20 protein-coding genes are annotated in these 20059 nt (G+C 69.4%); 16 read left to right on the top strand and 4 right to left on the bottom strand.

The annotated features are described in order from the left end of the window. The first annotated feature begins 141 nt into the window (after nucleotides 1-141). The 11 genes from ACIQAC_RS25940 to ACIQAC_RS25890 all read left to right on the top strand — a co-directional run bounded on the left by ACIQAC_RS25940 (nucleotide 142) and on the right by ACIQAC_RS25890 (nucleotide 10211). Nucleotides 142-1497, top strand: a complete 1356-nt coding sequence (locus ACIQAC_RS25940) for an MraY family glycosyltransferase (RefSeq protein WP_402194628.1) — start codon at nucleotides 142-144, stop codon at nucleotides 1495-1497. A gap of 299 nt (nucleotides 1498-1796) precedes the next feature. Continuing rightward, on the top strand, nucleotides 1797-2234 hold the full coding sequence (locus ACIQAC_RS25935) for a hypothetical protein (protein WP_402195095.1): 438 nt from the start codon (nucleotides 1797-1799) through the stop codon (nucleotides 2232-2234). A 210-nt stretch (nucleotides 2235-2444) separates the two neighbouring features. Further along, entirely contained in the window at nucleotides 2445-3281 is an 837-nt protein-coding gene (gene atpB, locus ACIQAC_RS25930) for a F0F1 ATP synthase subunit A (RefSeq protein WP_402195093.1), read from the top strand. Nucleotides 3282-3354: 73 nt separating this feature from the next. After that, complete coding sequence (atpE, locus tag ACIQAC_RS25925) at nucleotides 3355-3585, top strand: ATP synthase F0 subunit C (RefSeq protein WP_402194625.1); 231 nt, start codon at nucleotides 3355-3357, stop codon at nucleotides 3583-3585. Nucleotides 3586-3626: 41 nt separating this feature from the next. Then, nucleotides 3627-4175: a F0F1 ATP synthase subunit B gene (locus ACIQAC_RS25920; RefSeq protein ID WP_402194624.1), complete on the top strand. Its 549-nt coding sequence runs from the start codon at nucleotides 3627-3629 to the stop codon at nucleotides 4173-4175. Continuing rightward, nucleotides 4172-4987 carry a F0F1 ATP synthase subunit delta gene (locus tag ACIQAC_RS25915; RefSeq protein WP_402194623.1) on the top strand — a complete coding sequence of 272 codons (816 nt, stop codon included), beginning with the start codon at nucleotides 4172-4174 and terminating at the stop codon, nucleotides 4985-4987. Before ACIQAC_RS25920 ends, ACIQAC_RS25915 begins: the two co-directional genes overlap by 4 nt. Before the next feature lie 140 nt (nucleotides 4988-5127). Further along, the gene (gene atpA, locus ACIQAC_RS25910; protein ID WP_402194621.1) at nucleotides 5128-6720 is read left to right on the top strand and encodes a F0F1 ATP synthase subunit alpha; all 1593 of its coding nucleotides are present in this window, start codon (nucleotides 5128-5130) and stop codon (nucleotides 6718-6720) included. Between the two features lie 20 nt (nucleotides 6721-6740). Beyond that, on the top strand, nucleotides 6741-7655 hold the full coding sequence (locus ACIQAC_RS25905) for a F0F1 ATP synthase subunit gamma (RefSeq protein ID WP_402194619.1): 915 nt from the start codon (nucleotides 6741-6743) through the stop codon (nucleotides 7653-7655). Beyond that, a complete protein-coding gene (gene atpD / locus ACIQAC_RS25900; protein ID WP_402194617.1) occupies nucleotides 7655-9091 on the top strand; it encodes a F0F1 ATP synthase subunit beta in 1437 nt (478 codons plus the stop codon). The genes ACIQAC_RS25905 and atpD overlap by 1 nt, the downstream gene beginning before the upstream one ends. 138 nt (nucleotides 9092-9229) lie before the next feature. Then, entirely contained in the window at nucleotides 9230-9604 is a 375-nt protein-coding gene (locus tag ACIQAC_RS25895; protein WP_402194615.1) for a F0F1 ATP synthase subunit epsilon, read from the top strand. 160 nt (nucleotides 9605-9764) lie between these two features. After that, the gene (locus ACIQAC_RS25890; RefSeq protein ID WP_402194614.1) at nucleotides 9765-10211 is read left to right on the top strand and encodes a DUF2550 domain-containing protein; all 447 of its coding nucleotides are present in this window, start codon (nucleotides 9765-9767) and stop codon (nucleotides 10209-10211) included. Between the two features lie 22 nt (nucleotides 10212-10233). Here ACIQAC_RS25890 and ACIQAC_RS25885 read toward each other — a convergent pair whose 3' ends face one another. From ACIQAC_RS25885 to ACIQAC_RS25875, 3 genes are all read right to left on the bottom strand, one after another. Continuing rightward, a complete protein-coding gene (locus ACIQAC_RS25885) occupies nucleotides 10234-12057 on the bottom strand; it encodes a glycosyl hydrolase family 18 protein (RefSeq protein ID WP_402194612.1) in 1824 nt (607 codons plus the stop codon). Between the two features lie 140 nt (nucleotides 12058-12197). Next, complete coding sequence (locus ACIQAC_RS25880; RefSeq protein WP_402194611.1) at nucleotides 12198-12839, bottom strand: response regulator; 642 nt, start codon at nucleotides 12837-12839, stop codon at nucleotides 12198-12200. Beyond that, nucleotides 12836-14023 carry a sensor histidine kinase gene (locus ACIQAC_RS25875; RefSeq protein ID WP_402194608.1) on the bottom strand — a complete coding sequence of 396 codons (1188 nt, stop codon included), beginning with the start codon at nucleotides 14021-14023 and terminating at the stop codon, nucleotides 12836-12838. Before ACIQAC_RS25875 ends, ACIQAC_RS25880 begins: the two co-directional genes overlap by 4 nt. 193 nt (nucleotides 14024-14216) lie before the next feature. On the opposite strand from ACIQAC_RS25875, the gene ACIQAC_RS25870 reads away from it, so the two are divergent. Beyond that, a complete protein-coding gene (locus tag ACIQAC_RS25870) occupies nucleotides 14217-14792 on the top strand; it encodes a hypothetical protein (protein WP_402194607.1) in 576 nt (191 codons plus the stop codon). A 29-nt stretch (nucleotides 14793-14821) separates the two neighbouring features. Here the strand turns inward: ACIQAC_RS25870 and ACIQAC_RS25865 are convergent, their stop codons facing one another. Further along, nucleotides 14822-15394, bottom strand: a complete 573-nt coding sequence (locus tag ACIQAC_RS25865) for a cob(I)yrinic acid a,c-diamide adenosyltransferase (RefSeq protein ID WP_402194605.1) — start codon at nucleotides 15392-15394, stop codon at nucleotides 14822-14824. A 121-nt stretch (nucleotides 15395-15515) separates the two neighbouring features. On the opposite strand from ACIQAC_RS25865, the gene ACIQAC_RS25860 reads away from it, so the two are divergent. The 4 genes from ACIQAC_RS25860 to ACIQAC_RS25845 all read left to right on the top strand — a co-directional run bounded on the left by ACIQAC_RS25860 (nucleotide 15516) and on the right by ACIQAC_RS25845 (nucleotide 20042). Beyond that, entirely contained in the window at nucleotides 15516-15692 is a 177-nt protein-coding gene (locus ACIQAC_RS25860; RefSeq protein ID WP_402194604.1) for a hypothetical protein, read from the top strand. 123 nt (nucleotides 15693-15815) lie between these two features. Then, nucleotides 15816-16664 carry a 3-hydroxyacyl-CoA dehydrogenase family protein gene (locus ACIQAC_RS25855; protein WP_402194601.1) on the top strand — a complete coding sequence of 283 codons (849 nt, stop codon included), beginning with the start codon at nucleotides 15816-15818 and terminating at the stop codon, nucleotides 16662-16664. A 162-nt stretch (nucleotides 16665-16826) separates the two neighbouring features. Next, complete coding sequence (locus ACIQAC_RS25850) at nucleotides 16827-17150, top strand: STAS domain-containing protein (RefSeq protein ID WP_402194600.1); 324 nt, start codon at nucleotides 16827-16829, stop codon at nucleotides 17148-17150. Between the two features lie 327 nt (nucleotides 17151-17477). Beyond that, nucleotides 17478-20042, top strand: coding sequence for an ATP-binding protein (locus ACIQAC_RS25845; protein WP_402194598.1), 2565 nt, complete (start codon nucleotides 17478-17480; stop codon nucleotides 20040-20042). The last annotated feature ends 17 nt before the right edge of the window (nucleotides 20043-20059 follow it).

Genomic DNA, 20059 nt, shown 5'->3' with positions numbered 1-20059 from the left:
GACACCTTCCCGGGTTGTCATCCGTTACATCCATGCACAGCAATACGTGCAACCATCGTCGCTACCCGGATGTCCCCACTCATATGCGTCCCTCGCTAGGGTGTGGGGCTGAGATGGCCAGCGAGACCTGTGGGGAAGCCCGTGCGTGAATACCTGCTGACGCTCTGCGTCACGGCCGCGGTGACGTATCTGCTGACAGGGCCGGTACGGAAGTTCGCGATCGTGGCCGGGGCGATGCCGGAGATCAGGGCCCGTGACGTGCACCGGGAACCGACTCCGCGGCTCGGCGGTATCGCCATGTTCTTCGGCCTGTGCGCCGGCCTGCTGGTCGCCGACCACCTCACGAACCTCAACGAGGTCTTCGAGAAGTCGAACGAACCGCGGGCGCTGCTCTCGGGCGCGGCCCTGATCTGGCTGATCGGCGTCCTGGACGACAAGTTCGAGATCGACGCCCTGATCAAGCTGGGCGGCCAGATGATCGCCGCCGGCGTGATGGTCATGCAGGGTCTGACGATCCTGTGGCTGCCCATCCCCGGCTTCGGCACGGTCGCGCTGACCCAGTGGCAGGGCACCCTGCTCACCGTCGCCCTGGTCGTCATCACCATCAACGCGGTCAACTTCGTCGACGGCCTGGACGGTCTCGCGGCGGGCATGGTCTGCATCGCCTCGGCGGCGTTCTTCATGTACGCCTACCGGATCTGGTACTCGTACGGCATCGAGGCGGCCGCCCCGGCCACGCTGTTCGCGGCGATCCTGATGGGCATGTGCCTGGGCTTCCTGCCGCACAACATGCACCCGGCGCGGATCTTCATGGGCGACTCGGGCTCGATGCTGATCGGGCTGGTGCTCGCGGCCGGCGCGATCTCGGTGACCGGGCAGGTCGACCCGGACGTGATGAACCTGTTCTCCGGTTCGGAGCGCAACACCGTCCACCAGACCGTCCCGGTCTACATCCCGCTGCTGCTGCCGCTGACCATCATCGCGATCCCGGCGGCCGACCTGGTCCTGGCGATCGTGCGCCGCACCTGGCGCGGCCAGTCCCCGTTCGCGGCGGACCGCGGTCACCTCCACCACCGGCTGCTGGAGATCGGCCACTCGCACAGCCGGGCCGTCCTGATCATGTACTTCTGGTCGGCGCTGATCGCCTTCGGGGCGCTCACGTACTCCGTGAACTCGGCGTCCATGTGGATTGTGCTCGGTGTCGTGGTACTGAGCGCGATCGGCCTCGCCCTGCTTCTGCTGCCGCGCTTCACCCCGCGCGCCCCGCTGTGGGCCCAGCGGTTCGTGCCGCCGCGGTACCGGAGGCGGGCGGTGGAGCCGGTGTTCGAGGGCGGACCGGCCGGGCACGCGTACGCGGACGAGTCCGCGGCGGGCGAGGAGGAGGCCGGCGAGCACCGCACGCCGGTCGCCGCGGGGGTCTCCGGAGTCAACGGCGCGACCGCGCTGAGCGCCCGTTCGCGGCTCCTGGATCGACGCAAGGCGGAGTCGTCGCGCTGACGCCGAAGGTAAGAATCTGACTAGAGCATTGCCAAGTCATGGGAGAGCGAAGCGCCGCAATACCAGACAAGTCGGCGCCCGATCTGCACAGACGCGCAGGTTCACCCTCATGTGTGACACCGGGCACACCCAGCAGGTAAAGACCTCATCAAATAGTTTGTGATACCGTTCACGAGAACCCCGGGTACGGCCGAAGGACCGCAGTGCGACGGTCCATTGGCGTGAGTTTCCCCCTCGGCCCGGGACTACGCTCGTCCATGACGACACCCCTGCCCCACTGCGAAAGCGGAGTTGCCGCCATGCCGTCCAATGACGCCCGGATCCTGGCCCAGGCAGCTGTACCCACGATTGCCGTGGGTGTGGTTGCCGCTGTTGTCAGTGGGGTGGTGGTCGGCGGCAAGGGGGCGATCGGATCGATCGTTGCCGCACTGGTGACGACCGTCTTCATGGGCCTCGGAATGCTGGTGCTCCAACGCACTGCCAAATCGCTTCCGCACCTTTTCCAGGCGATGGGCCTGATGCTCTACGCGGCACAGTTGTTGCTGCTCTTCGTCTTCGTCGCCGCGTTCAAGAACACCACGCTGTTCCACCCGCGAGCCTTCGCGTTCACACTCATCGCGACGACCGTGGTGTGGATCGGTGCGCAGACTTACGCGACCATGAAGTCCAAGATTCTTTACGTCGAACCGGAGTCCTCCGAGGGCGCCAAGCGCGAGAAGACGGGCCCTTCGTCGTGAGGGGTAGGGCCGGGATAAATGCGCGTTCGACAAGCTGCTATCGTCCGGTGCCAACTGCGGCACAGCGGGCGCGGGCATCCGAGCTGACGCCTGTTCCATCGCGAGGCTCGATGCCGAACCGCCGCCCCCACATTCGAAACACCAGTCCAGTGCCGAACCGCGGCTGCGCGCCGCGCCGACACAACGAGGTTGCCGTACCTATGCGCCACGCTGAAGGAGCCCGCGGTGAGTGCTGACCCGACGCAGGTGCTCGCCTTCGAGACCGACTGCCATATCTTCGACGGCTGTGGCTTCCCGGCTCCCGGCCTGCACTCGTTCCTGTTCGAGCCCCTGTGGGGCGACGCGAACGGTGACGTGTACTTCAACAAGACGATGCTGCTGGCGCTGCTCGGCTCGATCATCGTGATCGGGTTCTTCTGGGCGGCGTTCCGCAAGCCGCAGGTCGTCCCGGGCAAGCTCCAGATGGTCGCCGAGGCGGGCTACGACTTCATCCGCCGTGGCGTGGTCTACGAGACCATCGGTCGGAAGGAGGGCGAGAAGTACGTTCCGCTGATCGTCTCGCTCTTCTTCTTCGTCTGGATGATGAACCTCTGGTCGATCATTCCGGTCGCCCAGTTCCCGGTCACCTCGATCATCGCCTACCCGGCCGTGCTCGCCGCGATCGTCTACGTCCTCTGGGTCTCGCTGACGTTCAAGCGGCACGGTTTCGTGGGGGCGTTCAAGAACTTCACGGGCTACAACAAGGAACTCGGCCCGGTTCTGCCGTTGGCGATGCTCATCGAGTTCTTCTCGAACCTGATCGTCCGCCCCTTCACTCACGCGGTGCGACTCTTCGCGAACATGTTCGCGGGTCACACGCTGCTGCTCCTCTTCACGATCGCCAGCTGGTACCTGCTCAACGGCATCGGGATCGCCTACGCGGGTGTCTCTTTCATCATGGTCATCGTGATGACGGCCTTCGAGCTCTTCATCCAGGCCCTTCAGGCGTACGTCTTCGTACTCCTGACCTGCACCTTCATCCAGGGCGCGCTCGCCGAGCACCACTGAGCGTCCCGCACTGCACCCCCTAGACGTCCGGTGGCCAACCCCCATCGGTCCGTAAAGAAAAGGAAGAACTGGCATGTCCCAGACTCTTGCTGCTGTTGAAGGCTCCATCGCTTCCGTCGGTTACGGCCTCGCCGCCATCGGCCCCGGCATCGGCGTCGGCATCATCTTCGGTAACGGCACGCAGGCCCTGGCCCGTCAGCCCGAGGCTGCCGGTCTGATCCGCGCCAACCAGATCCTCGGCTTCGCCTTCTGTGAGGCGCTCGCCCTCATCGGTCTGGTCATGCCGTTCGTCTACGGCCCGTGATCATCTGATCCCGACCAGCCCACTAGACGAAAGGCACTGACATGAGCCAGATGCTCATCATCGCGGCCGAGGGGGAGTTGGAAAATCCCCTCATCCCGCCGATCCCTGAGCTCGTCATCGGCCTGCTCGCCTTCGTCATCGTCTTCGGCTTCCTCGCCTGGAAGCTCCTCCCGAACATCAACAAGGTTCTGGAAGAGCGCCGCGAGGCCATCGAGGGCGGTATCGAGAAGGCCGAGGCTGCCCAGACCGAGGCCCAGAGCGTCCTTGAGCAGTACAAGGCGCAGCTCGCCGAGGCCCGGCACGAGGCCGCGCGTCTGCGCCAGGAGGCGCAGGAACAGGGCGCCACGCTCATCGCCGAGATGCGCGCGGAAGGCCAGCGGCAGCGTGAGGAGATCGTCGCCGCCGGTCACACCCAGATCGAGGCCGACCGCAAGGCCGCCGCGTCCGCGCTGCGCCAGGACGTCGGCAAGCTCGCCACCGACCTGGCCGGCAAGCTCGTGGGCGAGTCCCTCGAGGACCACGCCCGCCAGAGCCGCGTCATCGACCGCTTCCTCGACGAGCTCGAGGAGAAGGCCGAGGCGTCTCGATGAACGGAGCGAGCCGCGACGCCCTGGCAGCCGCACGTGAGCGTCTCGACGCGCTGACGGACAACACGTCCGTCGACGCCGGCAGGCTCGCCGACGAGCTGGCCGCCGTCACCGCGCTGCTCGACCGCGAGGTGTCGCTGCGTCGGGTCCTCACCGACCCGGCGCAGGCCGGCGAGGCCAAGGCCGAACTTGCCCAGCGCCTGTTCGGCGCCCAGGTCGGCGGCGAGACCGCGGACCTGGTGGCCGGCATGGTGCGCTCCCGCTGGTCGCGCTCGCGCGATCTGGTGGACGCGCTGGAGGAGCTGTCGGCCACCGCCGACCTCACCGCCGCCCAGCGGGCGGGCGCGCTCGACAGCGTCGAGGACGAGCTGTTCCGGTTCGGCCGGATCGTCGCCTCGAGCACCGGACTGCGCGCCGCGCTGACCGACCGCAAGGCGACCGTCGCGGCCAAGAGCGAGCTGCTGCGCAGCCTGCTCGGCGGCCGGGCGGAGGCCGTCACGGAGCGTCTGGTGACGCGTCTTGTGACCGCGCCGCGTGGACGTAGCCTGGAAGCGGGACTGGAACACCTGTCCAAGATCGCCGCCGACCGCCGGGAGCGGATGGTCGCCGTCGTCACGTCGGCCGTCCCGCTGAGCGACCAGCAGAAGCAGCGCCTGGGCGACGCCCTGGCCAAGCTCTACGGCCGCCGGATGCACCTCAACCTCGACGTCGACCCCGGGGTCGTCGGCGGGATCCGGGTGCTGATCGGTGACGACCTGATCAACGGCTCCATCGCGGACCGTGTCGAGGACGCCGCCCGTCGGCTGGCGGGCTGACGCACAGCCGCGCGCCAACTGAACACGTAGTACGTAATGACGGCCCGGTTGGGCCGTGCAGAGGATTCACCTCTTTCAGGGGGGAGTCCCCATCCCCCCAAGTGAAACTTCGGGCCCAACAAGGAGAGCAGGGAACCCAGATGGCGGAGCTCACGATCCGGCCGGAGGAGATCCGGGACGCGCTGGAGAACTTTGTCCAGTCGTACAAGCCGGACGCGGCCTCGCGCGAGGAGGTCGGTACGGTCACCCTTGCCGGCGACGGCATCGCGAAGGTCGAGGGTCTTCCCTCGGCCATGGCCAACGAACTGCTGAAGTTCGAGGACGGCACCCTCGGTCTCGCCCTCAACCTCGAGGAGCGCGAGATCGGCTGCGTCGTCCTCGGTGAGTTCAGCGGCATCGAGGAGGGTCAGCCGGTCTCCCGTACCGGCGAGGTCCTCTCCGTGGCTGTCGGCGAGGGCTACCTCGGCCGCGTCGTCGACCCGCTCGGCAACCCGATCGACGGCCTCGGCGAGATCGAGACGTCCGGCCGCCGCGCCCTGGAGCTTCAGGCTCCGGGCGTCATGGCCCGCAAGTCGGTGCACGAGCCGATGGAGACCGGCTACAAGGCCGTCGACGCGATGACCCCGATCGGCCGCGGCCAGCGTCAGCTGATCATCGGTGACCGCCAGACCGGCAAGACCGCCCTGGCCGTCGACACGATCATCAACCAGCGTGACAACTGGCGCTCGGGCGACACGAACAAGCAGGTCCGCTGCGTCTACGTCGCCATCGGTCAGAAGGGTTCGACCATCGCCTCCGTGCGTGGCGCCCTCGAAGAGGCCGGCGCGCTGGAGTACACGACCATCGTCGCCGCCCCGGCGTCCGACCCGGCCGGCTTCAAGTACCTGGCGCCGTACACCGGTTCGGCCATCGGCCAGCAGTGGATGTACGAGGGCAAGCACGTCCTCATCATCTTCGACGACCTCTCGAAGCAGGCCGACGCCTACCGCGCCGTGTCCCTGCTGCTCCGCCGTCCGCCGGGGCGCGAGGCCTACCCCGGTGACGTCTTCTACCTGCACTCCCGTCTGCTGGAGCGCTGCGCGAAGCTCTCCGACGACATGGGCGCGGGCTCGATGACCGGTCTGCCGATCGTCGAGACGAAGGCCAACGACGTCTCGGCGTTCATCCCGACCAACGTCATCTCCATCACCGACGGCCAGTGCTTCCTGGAGTCGGACCTGTTCAACGCCGGTCAGCGCCCCGCGCTGAACGTCGGTATCTCCGTCTCCCGGGTCGGTGGTTCCGCGCAGCACAAGGCGATGCGCCAGGTGTCCGGCCGACTCCGCCTCGACCTCGCCCAGTACCGCGAGCTGGAGGCGTTCGCCGCCTTCGGTTCCGACCTGGACGCGGCGTCGAAGTCGCAGCTGGAGCGGGGTCAGCGGATGGTCGAGCTGCTCAAGCAGGCTCAGTACCAGCCGATGGCCACCGAGGACCAGGTCGTCTCCATCTGGGCCGGCACCAACGGCAAGATGGACGAGGTCCCGGTTCCCGACGTCCGGCGCTTCGAGAAGGAGCTCCTGGAGTACCTGCACCGCAAGGAGCAGGGCCTCATGACCTCCATCAAGGAGGGCGCGAAGATGTCGGACGACACGATCCAGGCGATCGACGACGCCATCGCGGAGTTCAAGAAGCAGTTCGAGACGTCGGACGGCAAGCTGCTCGGCGAGGACACTCCTGCCGCCGGCGCGAAGTGACGACGGAAGGGACCTGACTCATGGGAGCCCAGCTCCGGGTCTACAAGCGTCGCATCAAAACCGTCAGCGCGACCAAGAAGATCACCAAGGCGATGGAGATGATCGCCGCCTCGCGTGTCGTCAAGGCGCAGCGCAAGGTGCGGGCCTCCACGCCGTACGCGACCGAGCTCACCCGCGCGGTCACGGCGGTGGGGACCGGTTCCAACACCAAGCACCCGCTGACGACGACGGCCGAGACGGTCACGCGGTCCGCGGTGCTGCTGCTGACCAGCGACCGCGGTCTCGCCGGCGCCTTCAACTCCAACGCCATCAAGGCCGCGGAGCAGCTGACCGCGCGCCTTGAGCGCGAGGGCCAGGAAGTCGTCACGTACATCGTCGGCCGGCGCGGTGTGGCCCACTACAACTTCCGTGAGCGCAAGATCGCGGAGTCGTGGACCGGCTTCACCGACGAGCCGACGTACGCGGACGCCAAGAAGGTCGCGGCGCCGCTGATCGAGGCGATCGAGACGGAGACGGCCGACGGCGGCGTGGATGAACTCCACATCGTCTTCACCGAGTTCGTGTCGATGATGACGCAGACGGCGCAGGACGACCGGCTGCTGCCGCTGAGCCTCGAAGAGGTGGCGAAGGAAGCGCCCAAGGGCGAGATCCTTCCGCTGTACGACTTCGAGCCGTCGGCGGAGGACGTCCTCGACGCCCTGCTGCCGCGCTACGTGGAGAGTCGTATCTACAACGCGCTGCTCCAGTCGGCCGCTTCGAAGCACGCCGCCACGCGGCGCGCGATGAAGTCGGCCACCGACAACGCGGGAGATCTGATCAACACGCTCTCCCGACTTGCCAACGCGGCCCGCCAGGCCGAAATCACCCAGGAAATCAGCGAGATCGTCGGTGGCTCCAGTGCCCTGGCCGACGCGACCGCGGGGAGTGACCGCTAATGACCACCACTGTTGAGACCGCGACGGCCACGGGCCGCGTCGCCCGGGTCATCGGCCCGGTCGTCGACGTGGAGTTCCCCGTCGACGCGATGCCGGAGATCTACAACGCGCTGCACGTCGAGGTGGCCGACCCGGCCCAGGACGGCGCCAAGAAGACGCTGACCCTGGAGGTCGCCCAGCACCTGGGTGACGGCCTGGTCCGCGCCATCTCGATGCAGCCCACCGACGGTCTGGTCCGCCAGGCCGCCGTCACCAACACCGGCGACGGCATCACCGTCCCGGTCGGCGACTTCACCAAGGGCAAGGTGTTCAACACCCTCGGTGAGGTGCTGAACGTCGACGAGCAGTACGAGGGCGAGCGCTGGTCCATCCACCGCAAGGCGCCCAACTTCGACGAGCTCGAGTCGAAGACCGAGATGTTCGAGACCGGCGTCAAGGTCATCGACCTGCTGACCCCGTACGTCAAGGGCGGCAAGATCGGTCTGTTCGGCGGTGCCGGCGTCGGCAAGACGGTGCTCATCCAGGAGATGATCTACCGCGTCGCCAACAACCACGACGGTGTCTCCGTGTTCGCCGGTGTCGGCGAGCGCACCCGTGAGGGCAACGACCTCATCGAGGAGATGTCCGAGTCGGGCGTCATCGACAAGACCGCGCTGGTCTTCGGTCAGATGGACGAGCCGCCGGGCACCCGTCTGCGCGTGGCCCTCGCGGGTCTGACCATGGCGGAGTACTTCCGCGATGTGCAGAAGCAGGACGTGCTGTTCTTCATCGACAACATCTTCCGCTTCACGCAGGCCGGTTCCGAGGTCTCGACCCTGCTCGGCCGCATGCCCTCCGCGGTGGGCTACCAGCCGAACCTGGCCGACGAGATGGGTCTCCTCCAGGAGCGCATCACCTCGACCCGTGGTCACTCGATCACCTCGATGCAGGCGATCTACGTCCCCGCGGACGACCTGACCGACCCGGCCCCGGCCACCACCTTCGCCCACCTCGACGCGACGACGGTGCTCTCCCGTCCGATCTCCGAGAAGGGCATCTACCCGGCCGTGGACCCGCTGGACTCCACGTCCCGCATCCTGGACCCGCGGTACATCGCGCAGGACCACTACGAGACCGCGATGCGCGTCAAGAACATCCTCCAGAAGTACAAGGACCTCCAGGACATCATCGCGATCCTCGGTATCGACGAGCTCGGCGAGGAGGACAAGCTCGTTGTCCACCGTGCCCGTCGTGTGGAGCGCTTCCTGTCCCAGAACACCCACGTCGCCAAGCAGTTCACCGGCGTCGACGGGTCGGACGTCTCGCTGGAGGAGTCCATCGCGGCCTTCAACTCGATCTGCGACGGCGAGTACGACCACTTCCCCGAGCAGGCGTTCTTCCTGTGCGGTGGTATCGAGGACCTGAAGAAGAACGCGAAGGAGCTCGGCGTCTCCTGACGCCTCGCTGCTGAGCGATGTTCGAGTGGAGGGGCGGGGTGCGCCCGGACCGGGTGTGTCCTGCCCCTCTTCCTACGCCTACTAGAATTGACCCCAACACCCGGCAGATCCGCCGGGTGGTGACCCGAGGAGCCACCCTTGGCTGCTGAGCTGCACGTCGCGCTGGTCGCGGCCGACCGAGAGGTCTGGTCCGGCGAGGCCACGCTGGTCGTCGCGCGCACCACGTCCGGCGACATCGGCGTCATGCCCGGTCACCAGCCGCTGCTCGGTGTGCTGGAGTCGGGCCCGGTGACCATCCGTACGAGTGATGGTGGAACGGTCGTCGCCGCGGTGCACGGCGGTTTCATCTCGTTCGGTGACAACAAGCTGTCGCTGCTGGCCGAGATCGCCGAGCTGTCGGACGAGATCGATGTCCAGCGTGCCGAGCGCGCGCTGGAGCGTGCGAAGTCGGACGACGACGCCTCTGCCGAGCGTCGCGCGGATGTCCGCCTGCGAGCGGCGACCGCGCGCTGACCCGGGCACCTCCCAGGCCGTTTAAGATCTGGGAGAGAGCCCGTGCTACGACGTTACTCAGCCGCGGCTGGAACCGGAGTGATCCGGTGCCGGTCGCGGCTGAGGCAGATATGGCAGTTTTTTCCGTTCCGTTACCTAGGAGACGAGGAGGTCGGTGCCGATGGTCCTCGCTCTGACTGTGTGCGGAATTGTCGTCGCCCTGGTGGTGGTGGGGCTGTTCGTCTTCGGTCTGCGGCGCAGGCTCATCCAGCGTTCGGGCGGCACGTTCGACTGTTCCCTGCGCTGGGACGCACCAGAGCAGGGTGACACCAGTGGCAAAGGGTGGGCGTACGGCATCGCCCGCTACAACGGCGACCGCATCGAGTGGTTCCGCGTCTTCTCCTACGCGCCCCGTCCGCGCCGCGTTCTGGAGCGCGCGTCGATCGAGGTGGCCGGCCGCCGTCTTCCCGACGGCGAGGAGGAACTGGCGCTGCTCTCCGACGCCGTGATCCTCGCCTGTGTGCACCGGGGCACGCGTCTTGAACTCGCCATGAGCGAAGACGCGCTGACCGGGTTTCTCGCGTGGCTTGAGGCAGCCCCGCCCGGTCAGCGCGTCAACGTTGCTTAGCTGATGGGTACTTCGGCAGGGGCTACTTGAGCCCGTTGCTGATGGCGGTCACCAGTTCACCGTTGGTGGTGTCGCCGCTGAACTCCCAGAAGAACGCGCCGCCCAGACCCTGGTTCTTGGCCCAGGTCATCTTGCCGGCGATGGTCGACGGGGTGTCGTAGGACCACCAGTTGGTGCCGCAGTGCGCGTAGGCCGTGCCCGCGATGGTGCCGGTGGCGGGGCAGGTGTTCTTGAGGACCTTGTAGTCCTCGATGCCGGCCTCGTAGGTGCCGGGTGCCGCGCCGGTCGCCGTGCCGCCGGGGGCGGACTGGGTGACGCCGGTCCAGCCGCGGCCGTAGAAGCCGATGCCGAGGAGCAGCTTGGCGGACGGTACGCCCTTCGACTTGAGCTTGGCTATGGCGTCCGCGGAGTTGAAGCCGGCCTGCGGGATGCCGGCGTACGAGGTGAGCGGCGAGTGCGGGGCGGTCGGGCCCTGCGCGTTGAAGGCGCCGAAGTAGTCGTACGTCATCACGTTGTACCAGTCGAGGTACTGGGCGGCGCCGCCGTAGTCGGCCGCGTCGAGCTTGCCGCCGTTGGAGCCGTCGGCGGTGATGGCCGAGGTGACCAGGTAGTTGGAGCCGAACTCGGTGCGCAGCGCCGACATCAGGTTCTTGTAGGCCGCCTGGCCGGAGGTGTCACAGGTCAGGCCGCAGGCGTTGGGGTACTCCCAGTCGATGTCGATGCCGTCGAAGACATCGGCCCAACGCGGGTCCTCCACCACGGCCTTGCAGGACGCGGCGAACGCGGCCGGGTTCTGCGCCGCCTGGGCGAAGCCGCCGGAGTAGGTCCAGCCGCCGAAGGAGTACAGCACCTTGATGTGCGGGTACTTGGCCTTCAGCTGCCGCAGCTGGTTGAAGTTGCCGCGCAGTGGCTGGTCCCAGGTGTCGGCGACGCCGCTGACGGACTGGTCGGCGGTGTAGGCCTTGTCGTAGGCGGCGTAGGTGTCGTCGACCTTGCACTGGCCGTTCGTCACGTTGCCGAACGAGTAGTTGATGTGCGTGATCTTGGACGCGGAGCCCGAGGTGTCCAGGTTCTTCACGTGGTAGTTGCGGCCGTAGACGCCCCACTCGGTGAAGTAGCCGAGGTTGATCTTCGCGCCCGGGTTCGGGTTGGTGCCGCCGCCGGTGGTGCGGACCGCGACGGCGCCGGAGACCGGGCCGGTCTGGTCGGCGGTGTCCCGGGCCTGGACGGTGTAGGAGTAGTCCGTGCCGGCGGTCAGGCCGGTGTTGGTGTACGTGGTGCCGGTGACGGTGGCGACCACGGTGCCGCCGCGCAGGACGTCGTAGTTCTTGATGCCCTTGTCGTCGGTGGCCGCGGCCCAGGACAGGTTCACCGAGGTGTTGGTGACGCCCGAGGCGGTGGGGGTGCCGGGCGCGGAGGGGGCCGCGTCGCCCGGGACGGTGGGTCCGCCGTCACAGCTGCCGCCGTTGAGCTTGCAGTTGCTGGGGCTGCCGGGGCCGGTGCCGTTGAAGCCGAAGGTCACGGTGGCGCCGGGTGCGAGCGTGCCGTTCCAGGACTTGTTCTTGGCGGTCCAGTGGGTGCCGGACGAGGTGATGTCGGCGTCCCAGCCGGAGCTGACGGAGGTACCGGAGGGGAAGTCCCACTCGACGGTCCACGAGCTGATCGAGGTGGTGCCGGTGTTCTTGACGGTCCACTTGCCCTCGAAGCCGCTGCCCCAGTCCTGGGGCTTGGCGAAGGTGGCGGTGGCTTCGGTGGCGGCCTGGGCGGGGGTCGCGAGACCCACCAGGCCCGCCAGGGGGAGCAGCAGGGTGGCGAGTCCTGCCACGGCTCTGTGTCTGAAGCGCATGTGGAGCGCCTCCTTGTGGAGTTGTCGGGGGCCGGAACTGAGCCTTGATGGGGCTTGGCGCAGTGCCGCGAGAATAGAAAGGTCTGGACCATCGGTCAATAGGTCTGGACCACTGTCAGTGAATGTCCCATAAGGTCTGACTACATCCCCAACTCCTGCGCCAGCACCGCGGCTTGCACCCGGCTGCGCAGTCCCAGCTTCCCCAGCAACCGGCTGACGTGCGTCTTCACCGTCGCCTCCGCCATGTCCAGGCGGGTCGCGATGTCCGCGTTGGACAGCCCCTCGCCCAGACACGACAGCACCTCGCGCTCCCGCCGGGTCAGCGGGTCGAGCACGGCAGGATCCACACTCGGCTCGCGCACCGGCTTCGCGGCGAACTCCGTGATCAGCCTGCGCGTGACGGCCGGCGCGATCAGTCCCTCGCCGCGCGCCACCGTCCGTACCGCCTCCAGCAGGTCCCGCGCGTCCGTGTTCTTCAGCAGAAACCCCGACGCACCCGCCCGCAGCGCCCCGAAGACGTACTCGTCGAGGTCGAACGTGGTCAGCACCAGCACGTCCGCCGTGCCCTCCTCGACGACCAGCCGGGTCGCCGACACCCCGTCCAGACGCGGCATCTGAATGTCCATCAGCACCAGGTCCGGCCGCAGTTCACGGGCCAGCGCCACCGCCTGCTCGCCGTCCGCCGCCTCGCCGACCACCTCGATGTCGGGCGCGCTGCCCAGGATCAGCACCAGCCCGGCGCGCACGGCGGACTGGTCCTCGGCGACGAGGACACGGATCATTCGGATTCTCCTTCGGCTACGGGCAGGGACGCGCGTACGGCCCAGATCTTGCCGTTCTCCGAGTCCTCGGGGCCGGCCTCGAAGGTGCCGTGCAGCAGCGCCGCCCGTTCCCGCATGCCCACCAGACCGGCCCCCGAACCGGGGGCGCGCGGCCCGTCCCGGTCGCCGTACGGACTGGTCACGGCGATGCGCAGCGAGTGGCTGTCCTGCTCCAGGGTGACCGTCACCCTCCCGTCCCCCGCGTGCTTGAGCGCGTTGGTCAGCGACTCCTGGACGATCCGGTACGCGGCCATCCCGACCGGCGCGGGCAGCCCCTCGCCGTACCCGGCGTCCAGCGTGGCGTCGAGGCCGTTGGCGCGGGCGGTGGCGACCAGGGCGTCGAGGCCCTCCAGGGTGGGGGCGGCGGACGGTTCCCTGTCGCCGCTGTCGTCCCGCAGGATGCCGATCAGCCGGCGCATCTCGGAGAGCCCCTCGACGCTGTTCTCACGGATCACCGCGAGGGCGTCCCGGGAGGTCTGCGGGTTGTCCAGGGAGAGCGCGGCGCTGGAGTGGATGGCGATCGCGGAGAGATGGTTGGCGACCATGTCGTGCAGCTCGCGGGCGACCCGGGCGCGCTCGGCGACGACCGCCTGGGTGCGGTCCATCTCGGCGAGCAGCGCGGTCTGCTCGGCGCGCAGTCTCGCGGAGACGGCTGCCTCGCGGTGGTTGCGCACGATCAGGCCGGTGGACGCGGGCCCGAACGAGACGACACCGGTCGCGACACCGATCAGCAGCGCCTCCGACGTGCGCAGCAGCGCGTACGGCACAACGGTCGCGACGACCGTGAGCATGCCGGTGACCCAGGGGATGCGCCGGGCGGCGGCGGGGGTGCCGTAGAGCACGGCCGCGTACATGACGTCCGTGAACATCAGGAGGGTGGCGAGGCTGCCCTGGGTGAAGAGGTCCGCGACCAGCGCGAGCGTCGCGACCGGCAGCGCGATGTGCGGCGCCGACTGGCGCAGCAGCTCGCAGGCGGACATCACAACGAGCGGCAGCAGCAGCGGCCACGCGCCCGGCACGAGAACGGTCGCCTCGGAGGCCGGCCGCATCCCGAGCCCGACCCCCCACAGCAGCAGCCCGCCCAGCAGCCCGCCCACGGCGATCCGCACGTCGAACGGGTGCGGGCGGGGGAGTCGTCGGGCCATGTCACCATCCAACACGGCACGGGCCCCCGGCGCCTTGTTCCAGGGAATGGTCCGGCGCTGCATCTTTCGATGTAGGGCGACTTCGTCACCGATGACGACGTATCGCGCCGACGGCGACGGGACTCTTGAGACGTGACCCGATCCACCGGGATCCGCAGGGATCCACCGGGATCCGTAGGGAGGAGCGCGAGCCGTGATCGTCACACTGATCATCGTCTGTGAGGTCGGCTTCTGGGTACTGCTGGCCGCGGGGCTGTTCTTCCGCTACGTGCTGAAGATGCGCCGCACCGGTCTTGGCCTGCTGCTGATCGAACCGCTGCTTGAGGTGGTGCTGCTGGTCGCCACGGCGATCGACCTCAAGAACGGCGCGGACCCGAGCTGGAAACACGGTCTGGCCGCGCTGTACATCGGATACACCGTGGGCCACGGCCACCGCACCGTGAAGTGGCTCGACGGCCACGCCGCGCACCGCTACGGCGGCGCCCCGCCGCCGGTGAAGCCGCCGCGCTACGGCATGGCCCGCGCCCGCTACGAGGGCAAGGTCTGGCTGGGCACGGTGACGGCCGCCGCGGTCGCGTCGGTGCTGCTGCTGGCCGCGATCTGGTACGTCGACGACCCGGGCAGCACCGGCTCACTCCAGAGCTGGATCTGGATCGCCTGGCGGGCCGCCGGCATCCACGGCCTGATCGCCCTCAGCTACTCGATCTGGCCGAAGAAGGCGCCCGCGGGCGTCGAGGAGGCACCGGCGAAGGAGCGGATCCACCACTGAGCCCGCTCAGTGCACGCGGGGGCGGCGGATCACCGCTCGCCGCCCGGCACCCACAGCACGTCGCCCGTGTCCTTGTTGGCCACCCGGGCCAGGATGAACAGCAGGTCGGAGAGCCGGTTGAGATAGGTCGCGGTGAGCGGGTTCATCGCCTCGCCGTGCACCTCCAGCGCCGCCCAGGTCGACCGCTCCGCCCGCCGTACGACGGTGCAGGAGTGGTGGAGCAGGGCGGCGCCCGGCGTTCCGCCCGGCAGGATGAACGAGCGGAGCTTCTCCACCCGGTCGTTGAAGCGGTCGCAGTCGGCCTCCAGCCGGTCCACGTAGAACTGCTCGACCCGCAGCGGGGGGAACTCCGGGTTCTCCACCACCGGCGTCGACAGGTCGGCGCCCACGTCGAACAGGTCGTTCTGGACGCGGACGAGGACGGCCGTGATCTCCTCGTCGAGCCCGCCGAGCGCGAGCGCGGTGCCCAGCGTCGCGTTCGCCTCGTTGGCGTCGGCGTAGGCGGCGATCCGGGGGTCGGTCTTGGGGACCCGGCTCATGTCACCGAGGTTCGTGGTGCCCTTGTCCCCGGTCCTCGTGTAGATACGCGTCAGATTGACCATGCGCCCAGCGTAGGGCCGCCGGGCACCTGCCGGGCTCCGGCCGTGCGGAACACCCGTGTGCCCACCGTCACGGTCCCGGGGAGAGGAGGACCACGGCCGGCCCTCGCCGGCCGCCACTGGCTTGACGGCCGCTCAGATCCGCTGGGCGGAAGGCGCCTTCTCCACCACCGTCGGCCGTGAGACGACAGCCCGCCGCCGGCCGCGCGAGGGCTCCCGCGAGGCGCCCGTCCGCATCGACGACACCGAGGGTCTGTTGAGCGGGAAGGCCCTCAACTACGCCGTACGGGGCCCCGCGTGACCCGTGCCGGTGTGATGTCCGTCATGTGAGACGTGACGCGCGTTACTTACCCGCCACACAGCCCGTCACGCCCGCTAAGGTCCGGCCAGGAACACCGACAGCGCGTATCAGGGGAGTCGCACAGTGGCACGGAAGCTCGTCGTCGTCGGAGCCGGTCTGATGGGTTCCGGGATCGCCCAGGTCTCCGCCCAGGCGGGCTGGGACGTCGTCCTGCGCGACGTCACCGACGAGGCGCTCAGGCGCGGCACCGACGGCATCAAGGCCTCGTACGACAGGTTCGTGGGCAAGGGCCGGATGGAGGCGCACGACGCCGACGCCGCGCTCGCCCGGATCACCACCACGACGGACCTGGACGCCGCGGCCGACGCGGACGTGGTCGTCGAGGCGGTCTTCGAGAAGCTCGACGTCAAGCACGAGATCTTCCGCACCCTGGACAAGCTGGTGAAGGACGAGGCGATCCTCGCGTCCAACACCTCCGCCATCCCGATCACCAAGATCGCGGCCGTCACCGACCGCCCCGAGCGGGTCGTCGGCACGCACTTCTTCTCGCCGGTGCCGATGATGCAGCTGTGCGAACTGGTCCGCGGTTACAAGACCAGCGACGAGACGCTCGCCACCGCGCGGGAGTTCGCCGAGTCCACCGGCAAGACCTGCATCGTCGTCAACCGCGACGTCGCGGGCTTCGTGACCACACGGCTCATCTCCGCCCTCGTGGTCGAGGCCGCCAAGCTCTACGAGTCGGGCGTCGCCAGCGCCGAGGACATCGACCTCGCCTGCAAGCTGGGCTTCGGACACGCCATGGGCCCCCTCGCCACGGCCGACCTCACCGGCGTCGACATCCTGCTGCACGCCACGAGCAACATCTACACCGAGAGCCAGGACGAGAAGTTCGCGCCGCCGGAGCTCATGCGCCGGATGGTGGACGCCGGTGACATCGGGCGCAAGAGCGGGCAGGGGTTCTACAAGCACTGAGCACAGGTACCGGGCCCGACAAACCCCGCAGGAATCACACCTCGGGGTGAATTCGGTATCGGTTCGCTTACAGACGGCAACCTGGGAGCGCTTCGCGCAGTCAGAGGTTGCATCACCGGACATCACCACTGCGGAGCACCAGACGCACCACGGGGAGCGCATATGCACATCAGGGGCGACCACGCCGAGCTGGTCGTCGGGGGCCGCCTCGACGTACGCAGCGCGGCGGACGCCCGTACGGTCCTGCACACGGCAGTCGACGACGGTGTCGGCGACCTGATCCTGGACCTGTCCGAACTGGACTCCTGGGACGCCACCGGACTCGGGGTGATCATGGGTGCGCACCGGCGGGCCGGCCGCTGCGGCCGCCGACTGGTGCTGCGCGGCGTACCGCCGCAGATGCAGCGCCTGCTGGTCGCCACCCGACTGCACCGGATCCTCGCCATCGAGGGCGGCATCGGTGTGGAGTCGCTGCCCCGGGTCTGACACCGGAAGCGACGACGCCCGGCCGGACGGGCGGGACCGCGGGCACAACACGGCGCGGCACCACCGGGTGCGGCGCCGCACCACAGGGCGCGACCTGGCAAGGGCGGTGCGCCGAGCGCGTACCACGCGCACAATCCTCACGAGACCGTGACCTCTCGGACTGCTCGGCACCCCGGGCTGTCGTAGATACTGACCCAAGGTTTACGGTTCGACTGCCCGCCGCCCGTAGACACCCTGACGCGGGCACCGGACCAGAAGCGACAGCGCGGTGTGCAGCAGGCCGGGAGGGGCTGAAGCCACACGACGCTTTTGGGGGGCTTGAAACCGATGGACCCGATCAACCGGGGACCCGAGGAGTACGGCCACGAGGACGACGGCAGCACGCCGCGCCCCCGCCCGCCCCGGGACTCCCTCACACAGGACTTCGGCCAGCACACACCCGCACTGGCCCGTACGGTGCAACTCGTCACCGGCGATCTGCTGCTCACCGTCAACCCGGTCGACGGCAGTGAGATCGAGATCTGCCCGCCCGGCGAGCGCCCGGCCCGCCCCGAGAAGCTCGGCCCGGCCGCCCGCGCCGAGGTCGCCCGCGCCGCCGCCGCACCCGTGCCACCCGGCCCGGCCCGGCCCGTACTGCCGCTCCTCGGCCGCCGCGAGGAACAGGAACGACTGGTCCGGCTCCTCGCCCGCGGCCGTTCCGTGCGTCTCACCGGCCCCGCCGGATCCGGCCGCAGCAGCCTCCTCGACATCGTCGCCAAGGACTGCGCCGACCTCGCACCCGACGGAGTGGTCCGGCTCAGCGGCGTCAACCGCTCCGCCGACGACCTGCTCCGCGACCTCTTCCACGCCGTGCACAGCGCGCCCTTGCACCGCCCCGACCGCGAGGAACTGCTCGCTCTGCTCGGCCAGGTCGGCGCGGTCGTCGTCATCGACGACATCGAGTTCGGCGGCGCCGCCCTCGACGAACTGCTCGACGCCACCCCCGAGTGCGCCTTTGTGATCGCCGCGACCCCGGACGTCCCCGCGCCGTCCGCCGAGTCCGCCCTGGAGGAGGTCTTCCTCAGCGGCCTCGACCGGTCCGGCGGCCTGGAACTGCTGGAGCTGGCCGTCGGCCGCCCGCTCACCGACGACGAGGCGAACTGGGCGGGCGACCTCTGGTTCGAGTCCGAGGGACTGCCCCTGCGGTTCGTCCAGGCCGGCGCCCTGCTGCGCCAGCGCGACCGGCTGCGGGCCGGCGTGGACGCCCTCGACGAGTTCGGCGTCTTCCAGGACCCCGCGGAGCTCCCCGTCGACGCGCCCTTCGACGCCGTACCCGCACCCGGCCCCGACCTCGTCGCCGACGAGATACCACTGCCCTCGCTCGCCGAGGGTGCCGCGCCCGCCGAACTGCTGGCCTCCCGGCTGAGCGCATCGGCCCGCGCCACCCTGCGGTTCGCCGTCGCACTCGGCGGCGAGGTGCCGCACCAGGCGCATCTGCCCGCACTGGTCGGCGACACCCACGCCGACGCCGCCCTCGGCGAGCTGCTGAGCTGCGCGCTGGTCGCCCCCGCCGGTTCCCGCTACCGGCTCGCCGCGGGCGTCCGCACCCAGCTGGTGGCCGCCGGATACGCCGACGACCTCGACACCCACGCGCTCGAAGCGGCCCTGCACTACTCCTGGTGGGCCGGCCACCCCTCGGTGACACCGGAACGTGTCTGCGCCGAGGCCGACGCCCTGCTCGCCGCCCTCGCCGTGCTGGTGCCGGCCACCACCCCGCCCGGGGAGGGCGAGGAGAGCGCCACCGTGCACCTGGCCCGCACGGCCGCGCCCGCGTTCGCCGCCGGACTGCACTGGAGCGCCTGGGAGCGGGCCCTGCGAGCCGGCGGCGAGGCCTCCCGGCTCTCCGGCGAGGTGACGGAACAGGCCTACTTCCACCACGAGTTGGGTGTGCTCGCCCTGTGCGGCGGACAACTCGACCGGGCCCGCGCCGAACTGGAGACGTCCATCGGCCTGCGCGCCGCGCTCGCCGACAAGCGCGGCACCGTCTCGGGCCGCCGCGCCCTGGCGCTCGTCGACGACCGGGCCGGCACCACACCGGGCATCGGCACGGCCGCGATCGGCGCGCTCGGCATCGGCGCCCTCGCGGGGGAGGAACTGCCGTACGCCCGCCACGAGGAGCCGGCGTCGCCGTCCGGCGGCGCACCGGCCGCGCTCACCCCGTTCCCGGCGTTGCAGCGCTCAGCCGACGACGGCATGTTCGTCACCGGCCGCGGCGGGCCGGGCGCGCCCTCACGCAAGGCGCGGGGCGGTCTGCGCGGCTTCGCACGGCGCAATCTGGTGGCGGCCGGCTCGGGCGCGTTGCTCGCCGTGGTGCTGGGCACGGTCGTCACCCTTGGCGCGACGTCCAACAACGACACCGACCCGCCATCCGACCAGGTCGGCGTCAACCCGACCGCGAGCCAGGGCATCGGCGACGACAGCCTGGGCGCCGACGAGGCGGGCAACGACAACCCGGGTGAGTCGCCCGCCAAGCCGACGGACCCGGGCCCGGACGGCACACTGGGCACGGAGGACGATCCGACGCCTACGAGGGCGGGGACCGACGGGCCGACGGACGAGCCGAGCGGGACGCAGGGGAGTGGGGGGCCGTCGGGTTCGCCGTCCAAGTCGCCCTCGAAGCCGCCTACTTCCTCGAAGCCGCCGACGTCTTCGTCGCCCTCGACGTCGGGCAGTCCGACTCCGTCGGGGTCGCCCTCGCCCACGGGACCTACGGGTGAGCCGAGCGGCACTCCGACGGAGACGCCGCCCGCGTCCAACTCCGCCAGCGGACCCGCCCCCAGCGCCTCCGCGAGCGCCCCGGAGCCGGGCGAGGCGGTCACGCCCGGCGCCACCGACCCGGTCACCGGGATCTGACCCGCCGGCAGTACGCA

Source organism: Streptomyces sp. NPDC088387 (assembly GCF_044753385.1).
Classification (GTDB): domain Bacteria; phylum Actinomycetota; class Actinomycetes; order Streptomycetales; family Streptomycetaceae; genus Streptomyces.
The sequence above is the reverse complement of the archived record's forward strand: the minus strand, read 5'-3'. Positions and strand labels throughout refer to the sequence as shown.